12 protein-coding genes are annotated in these 12,227 nt (G+C 72.7%); 4 read left to right on the top strand and 8 right to left on the bottom strand.

Annotated elements, in window-relative coordinates; genetic code table 11:
* Positions 1–160 precede the first annotated feature (160 nt).
* A complete protein-coding gene (locus ACZ4NB_RS21725) occupies positions 161–673 on the top strand; it encodes a DUF6314 family protein (RefSeq protein ID WP_467663805.1) in 513 nt (170 codons plus the stop codon).
* A 61-nt stretch (positions 674–734) separates the two neighbouring features.
* Here the strand turns inward: ACZ4NB_RS21725 and ACZ4NB_RS21720 are convergent, their stop codons facing one another.
* Positions 735–1,619 (bottom strand): class I SAM-dependent methyltransferase, encoded by an 885-nt coding sequence (locus ACZ4NB_RS21720; RefSeq protein WP_467663803.1) that lies wholly within the window; start codon positions 1,617–1,619, stop codon positions 735–737.
* Positions 1,600–2,367 carry an ABC transporter ATP-binding protein gene (locus ACZ4NB_RS21715; protein WP_467663801.1) on the bottom strand — a complete coding sequence of 256 codons (768 nt, stop codon included), beginning with the start codon at positions 2,365–2,367 and terminating at the stop codon, positions 1,600–1,602. Before ACZ4NB_RS21715 ends, ACZ4NB_RS21720 begins: the two co-directional genes overlap by 20 nt.
* 301 nt (positions 2,368–2,668) lie before the next feature.
* On the opposite strand from ACZ4NB_RS21715, the gene ACZ4NB_RS21710 reads away from it, so the two are divergent.
* Positions 2,669–3,484 carry an SAM-dependent methyltransferase gene (locus ACZ4NB_RS21710; RefSeq protein WP_467663799.1) on the top strand — a complete coding sequence of 272 codons (816 nt, stop codon included), beginning with the start codon at positions 2,669–2,671 and terminating at the stop codon, positions 3,482–3,484.
* Positions 3,485–3,584: 100 nt separating this feature from the next.
* Here ACZ4NB_RS21710 and ACZ4NB_RS21705 read toward each other — a convergent pair whose 3' ends face one another.
* Positions 3,585–4,490: a helix-turn-helix domain-containing protein gene (locus tag ACZ4NB_RS21705; protein WP_467663797.1), complete on the bottom strand. Its 906-nt coding sequence runs from the start codon at positions 4,488–4,490 to the stop codon at positions 3,585–3,587.
* Positions 4,491–4,602: 112 nt separating this feature from the next.
* Positions 4,603–4,845 (bottom strand): DUF397 domain-containing protein, encoded by a 243-nt coding sequence (locus ACZ4NB_RS21700; RefSeq protein WP_467663795.1) that lies wholly within the window; start codon positions 4,843–4,845, stop codon positions 4,603–4,605.
* 193 nt (positions 4,846–5,038) lie between these two features.
* Between ACZ4NB_RS21700 and ACZ4NB_RS21695 the strand changes: the two genes are divergently transcribed.
* Positions 5,039–5,569, top strand: a complete 531-nt coding sequence (locus ACZ4NB_RS21695) for an ATP-binding protein (protein WP_467663793.1) — start codon at positions 5,039–5,041, stop codon at positions 5,567–5,569.
* 57 nt (positions 5,570–5,626) lie between these two features.
* Positions 5,627–6,532: a LysR family transcriptional regulator gene (locus ACZ4NB_RS21690; protein ID WP_467663791.1), complete on the top strand. Its 906-nt coding sequence runs from the start codon at positions 5,627–5,629 to the stop codon at positions 6,530–6,532.
* Positions 6,533–6,554: 22 nt separating this feature from the next.
* On the opposite strand, the gene ACZ4NB_RS21685 is transcribed toward ACZ4NB_RS21690, so the two are convergent.
* The 4 genes from ACZ4NB_RS21685 to mutA form a co-directional block, all read right to left on the bottom strand.
* Positions 6,555–6,932 (bottom strand): coenzyme f390 synthetase, encoded by a 378-nt coding sequence (locus tag ACZ4NB_RS21685; protein WP_467663790.1) that lies wholly within the window; start codon positions 6,930–6,932, stop codon positions 6,555–6,557.
* A 163-nt stretch (positions 6,933–7,095) separates the two neighbouring features.
* Positions 7,096–8,097, bottom strand: a complete 1,002-nt coding sequence (gene meaB / locus ACZ4NB_RS21680) for a methylmalonyl Co-A mutase-associated GTPase MeaB (protein ID WP_467663788.1) — start codon at positions 8,095–8,097, stop codon at positions 7,096–7,098.
* An 11-nt stretch (positions 8,098–8,108) separates the two neighbouring features.
* On the bottom strand, positions 8,109–10,319 hold the full coding sequence (gene scpA, locus ACZ4NB_RS21675; protein WP_467663786.1) for a methylmalonyl-CoA mutase: 2,211 nt from the start codon (positions 10,317–10,319) through the stop codon (positions 8,109–8,111).
* Positions 10,319–12,223, bottom strand: coding sequence for a methylmalonyl-CoA mutase small subunit (gene mutA, locus ACZ4NB_RS21670; RefSeq protein ID WP_467663784.1), 1,905 nt, complete (start codon positions 12,221–12,223; stop codon positions 10,319–10,321). Before mutA ends, scpA begins: the two co-directional genes overlap by 1 nt.
* Positions 12,224–12,227 lie beyond the last annotated feature (4 nt).

Here is a 12,227-nt window from a genome sequence, read left to right as displayed (position 1 = left end):
TGGCCGACGGCTCACGGCCACCGGACCTCGGTGACGATCACTGCACCGAGCGTAAGGCGGGCACCGCGGGTCCGCACGGTACGAGGGGCCGGGGACGGGGGAGCGTCGCGCGGGGTGGGGCCAATGGGGTGACGGGAGGGGCGGGCGGGAGAATGGGGGCATGTCGGGGAAGTCGTCGAACGGGCCGGTGCCACAGGCGGGGGCGGGGCGCGCCCACGAGGCGGTGCCGTATCCGGTCGCCGATGCCGCCGCCTACCTCGCCGGCCGCTGGCGCGTCGAGCGCACCGTGTACGACCTGCGGGCCGGCGTCGAGGGCGCCTTCCGCGGGACCGCGGAGTTCCGGCCGGCCGGGGCCGGGGAGCCGACGGAGGGCGAGGAGCTGCTGCACGTCGAGGAGGGCCGGCTGATCTGGGACGGCACGGAGTACCCCGCGAGCCGCACCCTGCGCCTGCGCCCCCGCCCCGACGGCACCGCCGAGATCCGCTTCGCCGACGGCCGGCCCTTCCACGACCTCGACCTCAGGGGTGGACGGTGGACCGCCGTCCACCCCTGCTCCGCGGACCGCTACGCGGGGACCTTCACCACCGTCGCGGCGGACGAGTGGCTCTTGTCGTGGCGGGTCACCGGGCCGGCCAAGGACCAGCTGCTGCGCTCGGTCTACCGGCGGGCGTGAGGCACCCGCGGGCGTCAGGCATGCGCGGGCGTCAGGCGCTCGCCGGACCCGGTCCCCGGGCTCAGGCCGCCGGCTTCACCGCACGCAGCGCGTACAGCAGCGGGATGATCGGCTCCGAGGGCGGCAGCCGCCACCAGCCGTTCTCGGCCGGCACCATCGAGTCGAACCGCTTCCAGGGCAGCAGCTCGGTCTCCCGCACCAGTTGGACGGTCAGTCCCGCGCCCACCACGGCGGAGACGACCTCGCCGAGACCGTGCCGCCATTCGTAGCTGGTCGTCGCCCCCTGCACCGGCGGGCCGTCGGTGTAGGTGCTGGGCGAATCGCTCCGGATGGCGCCGCGGCCCGCCAAGTAGTCGTAATGGAGCGTGAGTTGCTGCCGCCGCGGATCCGGGCTGGGCGCCGGACCGAGGGCGTCCAGCAGCGGGTGGAACTCGACCAGGTACAGCGTCCCGCCGGGCCGGAGCAGTGCGCTGACGATCTCCGCCCAGGCCGTCAGATCCGGCAGGTAGCACAGCGCCCCCTTGCCGGTGTAGACCACGTCGAAGCGGCGGCCGCCCAGCGCCTCCACGGCCCGGTGCACATCGGCCTGGACGAACTCCACCCGCCGGCCCGCCGCGTCGGCGAGCCGCCGGGCCGCCTCGACCGCCGCGGCGGAGAAGTCGAGCCCCACGGTGTGCGCGGCGCCCCGCTCGGCGAACGCGGCGGTCTCGGTGCCCAGATGGCACTGCAGATGCAGCACCTCCCGCCCGGCCAGATCGCCGAGGTCCGGCCACTCGAACGGTGCGAACCAGTCCTCGGCGGTCCGGGAGCCGTCCAGCCCGTAGAACGCGCTCGCCACATGGACCGGTGTGCGGGCGTCCCAGTTCGCCTGATTGGCCCGGATCATCTCCGCGACGCCGGGGGACGCCTCCGGTAAGGCCGCCGGCTCACTCATCTCTTCTGTCATCCCTCCCTTGTACCGGCCGGGGGGCCGGGCGGCCAGAAGGGACGGCCGGTGCCGCGCCGCGCCGGCGGGTGAGGGCCGCCACCCGCCCCCGCGAGAGCGTCGCCAGCCGCGGCGCGTGCCCGGCCAGGGCGTCGTCCTCGGTGGCCACGACGCAGGCGAGCCGCCGCTCGCTCCACAGCCGGGCGAACACCGCGACGACGTCGGCCCTGGCGCCGGCCGGCAGCCCGGCCGTCGGCTGATCCGCCAGCAGCACCGACGGCCGCTTCACCAGCGCCCGCGCCAGCGCGACCAGCCGCTGCGAACCGGCGTCCAACTCATGGGTCAGCCATGTCCGTTGCGCGTCGGGCACCCCGACCTCCGCCAGCGCCCGATCGGCCAGCTCCCGGCGGTCGGCGGGGCGCAGCCCCAGCGGCACCAGGGCCCCGGCCACGCTCTGCCGGACGGTGAGCCCCGGCGGCAGGTCGCCTCCCGTGCCGAGGACGATGCCGATCGACTCGGCCCGGATCCGGGTCAGCCGGCACTCGGTGACCGTGGCCAGATCCGTACCGTTGAGCACGACGCTGCCGCGGGTGGGCCGCTCCAGCCCGGCCAGGATCCGCAGCAGCGTCGACTTGCCCGCGCCGACCGGCCCCCGTACGACGAGGCCGTCACCGTCCTCGACGAAGAGCCCCACACCGTCCAGCGCCCGCACCACCCCGCCGTCCGGGGCGCTGCGATAGCACTTGGTCACGCCGTCCAGGTGGTACACGGTGGCCTCTCCTCAAGGCCCCGGCCGGGTGCGCGGCAAGCCTTCGGCGACCGTACGAATCGGGTGTGACCGGTCGATAAGCGCCGGGTGAGAGGGCGATGAGAATCGGCGGGGCACCACCGGCCGGTGCCGGCGACCCGTCGCCGGGTGCTCCGCCGGGAACGGGCGATTATCCCGTAGCTCTTCTGCAACAACCGCCCCGGCGTGGGTATGTTGGACGCTGCGCCGCGTGGTCGTTCCGACACGGAACGCTGCGGCGGTGCCATGACCGGGGGCTGTCGGAGCGAGGGGAAAGCGTGGAATGAGCCAGGAGACACCACCGCAGTCGGCCGCCGTCGACGTCACCATCCCGAGCGTCGCGCGGATGTACGACTACTACCTGGGCGGCAAGGACAACTACGCCGTCGACCGCGAGGCGTGCGACGAGCTGAGCAAGGTGGTGCCGAGCACGCAGGTGCTGGCGATCAACAACCGGCGCTTTCTGCAACGGGCGGTCCGCTGGCTGGCGAGCGAACACGGTATCCGGCAGTTCATCGACCACGGATCGGGCCTGCCGACGCAGGACAACGTCCACCAGGTCGCGCAGCGGATCGATCCGCAGTCGCGGGTGGTGTACGTCGACAACGACCCGATCGTGCTGGCGCACGGCCGGGCGCTGCTGGAGGAGAACGCCCACACCGCCGTCATCCAGGCCGATATGCGCGATACGGACGGCATCTTCGGCAGCCCCGAGGTCGAGCGGTTGATCGACTTCGACCAGCCGGTCGCCGCGCTGTTCGTCTCCGTGCTGCACTGCATCCCGGACTCCGACGACCCGGCCGGTCTGATCAAGCGGGTCGCCGACCGGCTGGCGCCCGGCAGCTTCCTGGTGGTGTGTCAGCTGGTGAGCGAGGACGCCGCGACGCGCGACTTCGTCACCGAGTTCATGCGGGTCAGCACCCATGGGCAGTGGGGCCGGGTGCGCCAGGCGCATGAGCTGGCCGGGTTCCTGGAGGGCCTGGAGGTGCTGGAGCCCGGCCTGGTGGAGGTCTCCACCTGGAAGCCGGACGCGGACATCGGCCCCAAGCAGCTCACCCAGGAGTGGATCGAGTACGGGGGCATCGCCCGCAAGCCGTAGGTACGCGGCGGCAGTCGACGGCGGTGACGGGAGCGGCCTGGCCTTGGGGCGGCCGCCCTCGTCGCCGTACGGAACGGACCGGACCGGCCGTCGCGGCCGGTCAGCTCTCCTTGAGCAGCCGCTCCAGCATCGCCAGCGACTCGCGCGGTGACTCCGACTGGGCGCTGAGCCGGTCCATCACCGCGAGGTAGTGGTCGACGTCATCGCGCTTGTCCAGATAGAGCGCGCTGGTCAGCTGCTCCAGATAGACGATGTCCGGCAGATCCGGCTCCAGGAACCGCAGGATCGTGATCGGACCACCGGCCGCGGCCAGTCCGCCGAGGCTGAACGGCGCGATCTGCAGAGTGACATTGGGCAGCTCGGACAGCTTCAGCAGATGTCTCAGCTGTCCGGCCATCACCTCCGGCCCGCCCAACGGGCGACGCAGCGCCGCCTCGTCGAGCACCGCCCACACCCGCGGTGCGTCGGGGACCGTCAGCAGCTCCTGGCGGTGGACGCGCAGCTGCACCCGCCGCTCGATCTCCTCGGGCGTGGAGCGCGGGTGGCCCAGCTGCGCCACCGCACGGGCGTAGTCCGCCGTCTGCAACAGGCCCGGGACGAACTGGACCTCGTATGTGCGGATCACCGAAGCGGCCTCTTCGAGGCCGAGATGCGTCTCGAACCAGCCGGGCAGTACATCGCCGTACTGATGCCACCAGCCGGGGCTGCTGGTCCGGCCGGCCAGCTTGAGGAAGTCGGAGCGGACCGCCTCGTCCGTGACGTCATAGAGCGTCAGCAGATCGGCGACGTCCCGCTCCTTGCAGCTCACCCGTCCCAGTTCCAGGCGGCTGATCTTCGCGTGGGAACCGCGGATCGCCTCCCCGGCGGCCTCGCGGGTGATGCCGGCCGCCTCACGGAGCCGGCGCAGCTGGGTGCCCAGCACGATGCGCAGAACGGTCGGCCCGCCCCGCGGGTGTTCGAGGTACCGGCGCAGGGACGTATCACTGCTCGACTGCGCGGCGCACATGCTGACTCCCCTGAGTGGTCGGGCGAACGCCCAGTGTCCCATCGCCGCGAAACTTCGTACAGCTGCGGCTACTATCCGAACGTCATATGCGCCAATCTCAGCGGCATATGCCTCAGTCGCGCGCCACGAGATCGTCGAAGTCGCCGTCCTTGGCGCCCTGGACGAAGGCCGCGATCTCGTCGCGGGTGTAGATCAGCGCCGGTCCCGAGGCGAACCGGGAGTTGCGCACCGCCACCCCGCCGTCCGAAAGGACGGCCAGTTCAACGCAGTTGCCGCTGGGGTTGCTGCGGCGGCTCTTGCGCCAGACGGCGCCCTCGATGCCGGTCGCCCGCATGCCGTTGGTCACCGACTCCATAACAGCTGCTCCCTTGCTGGAGGAGAGTCCTCCGACCGATCCCGGGCCCGCGAACACGTTGGCGTGAACGAGCCCCTGTGCCGCCGTCCTTACCGATGTACTTGCAGATGCACTTGCATCAAGGGACGGTTGACGAGGATATTAGCCGTCCCGGGCAGTTCGGCCCAGACCCGAAATCCTCGCGGAGATGTTGATGACCGCACATCCGGCAGAGACCGTGCACGACGCCCTTCGGGAGGAACCGTGTGAGGACTCCTGGTGGATGCCCGGCCCCGACGACTTCGCGGCCTGCGCGCTCAGCAGCTCCGCGCACACCGTCGCGGAGGCCCGCAGTTTCACCCGGGTGACGCTCGGCAACTGGCAGCTGTGTTCCGGCGTCACCGAGGACGCGGCGCTGGTCGTGTCCGAACTCGTCAGCAACGCGCTGCGCCACGGCGTCCGGGCCGAGGAGGCCGGCGCCCCCGCCTCCCCGGCCGCTCCCGACGGCCGTGATGCCCTCGCCCGCTGCCGCCCCGCGTGGCTGGCGCTGACCCGGCAGGACGGTTCCGTGCTGTGCGCGGTCTCCGATGCCGGCACCGGCACGCCCGTCGTCCGCCCCCCGGACCCGATGGCCGAGTCCGGGCGCGGGCTGCACCTCGTCGACCGGCTCAGCGAGGCGTGGGGATGGACCCCGCCGGACCCCTCGGGCAAGACGGTGTGGGCGACGGTGTCGCTGCGCGGCTGAGGCCGTATGTGACGATTCCCGGGTCGCCGACACCCGAACGGGAGGCCCGAGGAGCCGATGGATCTGCTGTCCCTGCGCTACTTCCGGGTGGTCGCGCGCCGTGAGCACATCAGCCGGGCCGCCGAGGAACTACGGGTCGCCCAGCCCTCGGTGAGCCGTACGATCGCCCGTCTGGAGGCCGAGCTGGGGGTGCCGCTCTTCGACCGGCAGGGGCGGGCCATCCGCCTCAACCGCTACGGCGCCGCGTTCCTGACCCGGGTCGAGCGGGCGCTGGACGAACTCGACGACGCACGGCGGGAGCTCGCCGACGCCGCCGGGCTCGACGACGGCAGCGTCTCCGTCGCCGCCGAGACCCTGCTGCCGCTCACCGGGCTGCTCACCGGATTCCGCGCCGCCTACCCCGGGGTGTCCGTCCGCTGCTTCCAGTCCACACCAGAAGTGATGCGGCATCAACTCCGCTCGCGCGAAGTCGACTTCTGCGTCGCCTCGCAGCCGCTGACCGGGCCGGGGCTCGGCTCGGTGCGGTTGCTGCACGAAGAGGTGCTGCTCGCCGTGCCGGTCGACCATCCGCTGGCCGGGCGGGAGCGGATCGCGGTGGCCGACCTCGCCCGGGAGCCCTTCATCACCACCGGGCCGGGGCACTGGCAACGCGCCCTGCTGGAGCGGCTGTTCGCGGCGATCGGGCGGCGCCCGGTCATCTCCTGCGAGGGCGAGGAGCCCGGCGCCACCCACCACCTGGTCGCGGCCGGCCTCGGCGTCGGCCTGATGCCCTCGCTCGCCGTACCCGACCTGGCCCGGGTCCCGCTCGCCTGGCTGCGGCTGGACGCCCCCGACTGCGTACGGACCCTGAACCTGGTCCGCCGCGAGGACAGCTATCTCTCCACGGCCGCCGAGCGGTTCCGCGACATGGCGGTCGCCCACTTCGCGGCACGGTCGGCGCTGCGTCCGGACGCGGACGGGTAGGCCGGCCGGTCCGGCACGTCGCTCAGGGCCGGTCCGGCGCGTCGGGCTCGGATGACCGGCCCCGTTCGTCCGCGGGCCCGCCGCTGAACGGGCCCGCGCCGTAGGGATGCAGTGTGATCGCGATCTCGTGGGCCGACGGGCAGTCCTCCGCCATCTGGCCCATGTCCCGTGCGGACGCGGCCAGTTGGGCCCGTACGCCGTGCTGGCAGACCTTGGCCAGCCGGTCGGCCTCCACGGCCGACAGCCGCACGCCGGGACGCAACTGGACGTGGATGACCGGCCGGGACTCCAGCGCACCGTCCGCGGCCGGCGCGAGACGGAAGCCCTCGATCAGCTCGGCCAGCGGATTGTCGTCGTACAGCCCGTGTGTGACGTCCTGCGGATTGATGGTGGCCCCCATGGAAGATGCGGAAATCGTCCCGCCCCTGCAGTCATCGACATACTCGGGGGCGGGCGCGGGGGCGTCATGAGTGCGGCTACTCAGGTGCGCGGATGAGTAGCACGCAATCGGTCACGGCAGCGCGGCGGAGCCCCTCCTGGCGGGGAGCGGGCTCCGCCGGTCGTCAGCCCTGTGCGCCGTCGGCCAGCCCGAATGCCGCCAGCAGCCGCTGTGCCGCCAGCGTCGCGGTGATCTCGCCCTCGCGAACCGCACGCTCGACGTCCGGGCCCAGCCGGCGGACCTCCGGGTGCTCCTGGAGGCGGTCGATGAGCTGCTCGCGGACCATCGACCAGGTCCAGTCGACCTGCTGGGTGCGGCGCCGCTCGGCCAGCGCCCCGGTCGATTCGAGGAGGGTGCGGTGCTGCTCGACGCGTTCCCAGACCCCCTTCAGACCGGTGCCCTCGCGGGCGCTGCAGGTCAGCACGGGCGGCGTCCAGACCGCGTCCGCGGGCTGCAACAGCCGTAGCGCACCGGCCAGTTCGCGGGCCGCGGAGCGGGCGTCCCGCTCGTGCGGACCGTCGGCCTTGTTGACCGAGACCAGGTCCGCGAGCTCCAGTACGCCCTTCTTGATGCCCTGGAGCTGGTCGCCGGTGCGCGCCAGGGTCAGCAGCAGGAAGGTGTCGACCATGTTGGCGACCGTGGTCTCGGACTGGCCGACACCGACGGTCTCCACCAGGACGACGTCATAGCCCGCGGCCTCCATCACGACGATGGACTCGCGGGTCGCCCGCGCCACGCCGCCCAGCGTCCCGGACGTGGGGGAGGGGCGCACGAACGCCGCGGGATCGGTCGCCAGCCGCTCCATCCGGGTCTTGTCGCCCAGGATGGAGCCGCCGGTCCGGCTGGAGGACGGGTCGACGGCGAGCACCGCCACCCGGTGCCCCATCCCCGTCAGCAGCGTGCCGAGCGCGTCGATGAACGTCGACTTGCCGACGCCCGGCACCCCGCTGATGCCCACCCTGCGCGCCGCACCGGAGTACGGCAGCAGCTCGACCAGCAGCCGCTGGGCCGCCGCCCGGTGGTCGGGCCGGGTGGACTCGACCAGGGTGACGGCGCGGGCGATCCAGGCCCGGGAGCCCGCGCGGACCCCCTCGGCATACCGTTCGACATCGATCGTCGCAGGCATGACCCCCCGCTCTACAGCTCGTGGCCGAGGACCGACGCCAGGTCCCGCACCAGGTCGTGGGCCGCGTCGGGGATGACCGTGCCGGGCAGGAAGACCGCGGCGGCGCCCATGTCGCGCAGCGGCTGGACATCCTGCGGCGGGATCACCCCGCCCACCACGATCGTGATGTCGTCGCGCTCCTCCGCGGCCAGCGCCTCGCGCAGCGCGGGCACCAGGGTGAGGTGGCCGGCGGCCAGCGACGACACCCCGACGATGTGCACATCGGCCTCGACCGCCTGGCGGGCCACCTCCGCCGGCGTCTGGAACAGCGGGCCGACGTCCACGTCGAAGCCCAGGTCGGCGAAGGCCGTGGCGATCACCTTCTGGCCGCGGTCATGGCCGTCCTGGCCCATCTTGGCCACCAGGATGCGCGGCCGGCGCCCCTCGGCGCGCTCGAACTCGGCCACCAGCGCCCGGGTGCGCTCGACACCGGAGGAGGGCCCCGCTTCGTCTCGGTACACACCGGAGATCGTACGGATCTGGCCGGAGTGCCGCCCGTAGACCTCCTCCAGTGCGTCGGAGATCTCGCCCACGGTCGCCATCGCGCGGGCCGCGTCCACGGCCAGCGCCAGCAGATTGCCCTCAAGTCCCTTGCCGGGACCGGACTTCGCCGCCCGCGTCAGCGCCCGCAGCGCGTCCTGGCAGGCGGCCTCGTCGCGCTCGGCGCGCAGCCGCCTGAGCTTCTCGATCTGCTGGGCGCGCACCGAGGTGTTGTCGACCTTGAGGACCTCGATCTCCTCGTCGGATTCCACCCTGTACTTGTTGACGCCGATCAGCGCCTGCCGCCCCGAGTCGATCCGCGCCTGCGTACGGGCCGCGGCCTCCTCCACGCGCAGCTTGGGGATGCCCGCGTCGATCGCCTTGGCCATCCCGCCGGCCGCCTCGACCTCCTCGATGTGCTGCCAGGCCCGGCGCGCCAGATCGTGGGTGAGCTTCTCGACGTACGCGCTGCCGCCCCAGGGGTCGATGACCCGGCAGGTGCCCGACTCCTGCTGGAGGAACAGCTGGGTGTTGCGGGCGATGCGGGCGGAGAAGTCGGTGGGCAGGGCCAGCGCCTCGTCCAGCGCGTTGGTGTGCAGCGACTGGGTGTGGCCCTGGGTGGCGGCCATCGCCTCCACACATGTGCGGGTGACGTTGTTGAAGACGTCCTGTGCGGTCAGCGACCAGCCGGAGGTCTGCGAATGGGTGCGCAGCGACAGCGACTTGGGGTTCTTCGGTTCGAAGCGCTGCACCAGGCGCGCCCACAGCAGCCGGGCCGCGCGCAGCTTGGCGATCTCCATGAAGAAGTTCATGCCGATCGCCCAGAAGAAGGAGAGGCGAGGGGCGAAGGAGTCCACGTCCATACCGGCCGCCATGCCCGCGCGCAGATACTCCACCCCGTCGGCGAGGGTGTACGCCAGCTCCAGGTCGGCCGTCGCGCCGGCCTCCTGGATGTGGTAGCCGGAGATCGAGATGGAGTTGTAGCGCGGCATCTTCTGCGAGGTGTACGCGAAGATATCGGAGATGATCCGCATCGAGGGCTGCGGCGGATAGATATACGTGTTGCGGACCATGAACTCCTTGAGGATGTCGTTCTGAATGGTCCCGGCGAGCTTCTCGGGCGGTACGCCCTGCTCCTCCGCGGCGACGATGTAGAGGGCGAGCACCGGCAGCACCGCGCCGTTCATCGTCATCGACACGGTCATCTTGTCCAGCGGGATGCCCTCGAAGAGCTGCCGCATGTCGTAGATCGAGTCGATGGCCACGCCCGCCATGCCGACATCGCCGGTGACGCGCGGGTGGTCGCTGTCGTAGCCGCGGTGGGTGGGCAGGTCGAAGGCGACCGACAGGCCCTTCTGGCCGGCCGCGAGGTTGCGCCGGTAGAAGGCGTTGGACTCCTCGGCGGTGGAGAAGCCGGCGTACTGCCTGATGGTCCAGGGCTGGTTGACGTACATCGTCGGATACGGGCCGCGCAGATACGGCGTGATGCCCGGGTACGTCCCCAGGAAGTCCAGGCCCGCCAGGTCCGCCTCGGTGTACAGCGGCTTGACGTCGATGCCCTCCGGCGTCTCCCAGGTCAGGGCCTCGACGTCCTTGCCGGTGGCCCGCGCCACGGCCTCGGCCCATCGCCCGGCGTCGGCCGAGGTGGCTGCTCCGGCCGGTTCCCCCAGCTCGATCCCGCTGAAGTCGGGGATGTTCCCCATCACGCCACCTCCATGACGTCCAGGGCCGAGGACAGCACCTCGACCGCGTCGCAGCCCGCGAAGACGAAGCCGTCCACCCCGGCCGCCACGAATTCCTCCCGGTGTTCGCCGGGCTTGCCGGCCAGGTGCACCCGCCGCGCACCCGCGGCCTTCAGGGCGGCCGCCACCTCCGCCGCCTGCTCGCCGTACACCGCGTCGGCGGAGCACAGGCAGGCGATGCCCGCGCCGCTGCGGGCGAACGCCTCGGCCACCGACTGCGCGTCCACGGTCTCCTGAACGGTCTCGATGCCGCCCGCCTGGAAGAGGTTGGCGGCGAAGGTCGCCCGCGCGGTGTGTGCCGCCACCGGGCCGAGCGCGGCCAGGAACGCCTTCGGGCGGTCCCCGGTCGCCTCCAGGTGCGCGTCGGAGCGCGACCGCAGCCGCTCGTACGCGTCGTCCCTGCGCACCCGCGGCAGCCCTGCCGCGGACTCCGCCCGGGGCGACCCCTCGCCGACCGGTGCGGGTGCCGGCTCGCGCCGTACGGGTGCCTCGGCGAGGTGCGGGAACTCGCTGACGCCGGTGATCGGTTCGCGGCGGTGCGCCAGGTCCTCGGTGCGGCGCCGCCAGGTGTGCGCGAGGCGTTCGCCCAGCATTCCGGAGCGCAGCGCCGCGGCCTGGCCGCCGGCGCCCTCGATCTCCTGGAAGAACGCCCAGGCCCTGCGGGCCAGTTCGTCGGTGAGCTGCTCCACGTACCAGGAGCCGCCCGCCGGGTCGATCACCTTCGACAGATGCGACTCCTCCAGCAGCACCGACTGGGTGTTGCGGGCGATCCGGCGGGCGAAGGCGTCGGACAGCCCCAGCGCCGCGTCGAACGGCAGCACCGTCACCGCGTCCGCGCCGCCCACACCGGCGGACAGCCCGGCGACGGTGGTGCGCAGCATGTTCACCCAGGGGTCCCGACGGGTCATCATCACCGTGGAGGTGACCGCGTGCTGGACCTGCGCGGACGCCTCGGGCGAGGCCCCGCACACCTCCGCGACCCGCGCCCACAGCCGGCGCGCGGCGCGCAGCTTGGCGATGGTCAGGAACTGGTCCGCGGTCGCGGCGAAGCGGAACTCCAGCTGCCGGCAGGCCGCGTCGACGCCGAGCCCGGCGTCCGTCAGCTGCCGCAGGTAGGCGACGCCGGTGGCCAGCGCCGCGCCCAGTTCCTCGGCGGCCGAGCCGCCCGCCTCGTGGTACGGCAGCGCGTCGACGGCCAGCGCGCGCAGCGCGGGCGCCTCGGTGGTGCAGCGCCGCGCCAGCCGGGCCGCCGCCTCCAGCTGGACCCGGAGCTTGCTGTCGTCGCCCGTACGGGCCAGCAGGCCCAGCGGGTCGGCGCCCAGGCAGCCGGCGGCCTCCCGCAGCGGCGCACCGGACGCGGTGTACAGCCGCAGCAACTCCTCGGCGGCCGGGGTGAAGTCGGCGCCCGCGTCCAGCACCACCGCGGCCAGGTCCAGATAGACGCCCTTGAGCGCCTCTTCGAGACCGGCTACCGGTACCCCGCCGTCCCCGACGGTCAGCCAGACCGAGGTGGCGCCGTTCTCCAGGTCGGCGAGCACCGCCTCGTTGGCGCGCCGCGGATCGGTCTGGACATGGCGCTGGCGTACGTCCCAGCCGGCCATGGCCGTGCCCTCGGGGCGGCCGCCCCGCACGAAGGGCGCGAACCCGGGGAGGCCCGGGGCGGTCGCGCCGTCCTCGGCGGTGTACAGCGGGCGGATGCGGATCCCGTCCTGGAGATCCGTGGCGAGCGCGTCCTCGGCGGCGGCGCCGGTTGCCTCTGTGACGCCCGATTTGCGCAGCACGCCTTCGACGAGGCGCTGCCACTGCGCTCGGTCGGCATCCGGGAATGCGGCAGCCAGGGGGAGTTCGGGGGACTCGGCGGTCATGGCA

The sequence above is a fragment of the Streptomyces sp. NPDC026575 genome (assembly GCF_055567415.1).
Note: the sequence above shows the minus strand (reverse complement) of the source record. Positions and strands in the feature narration are given on the sequence as shown.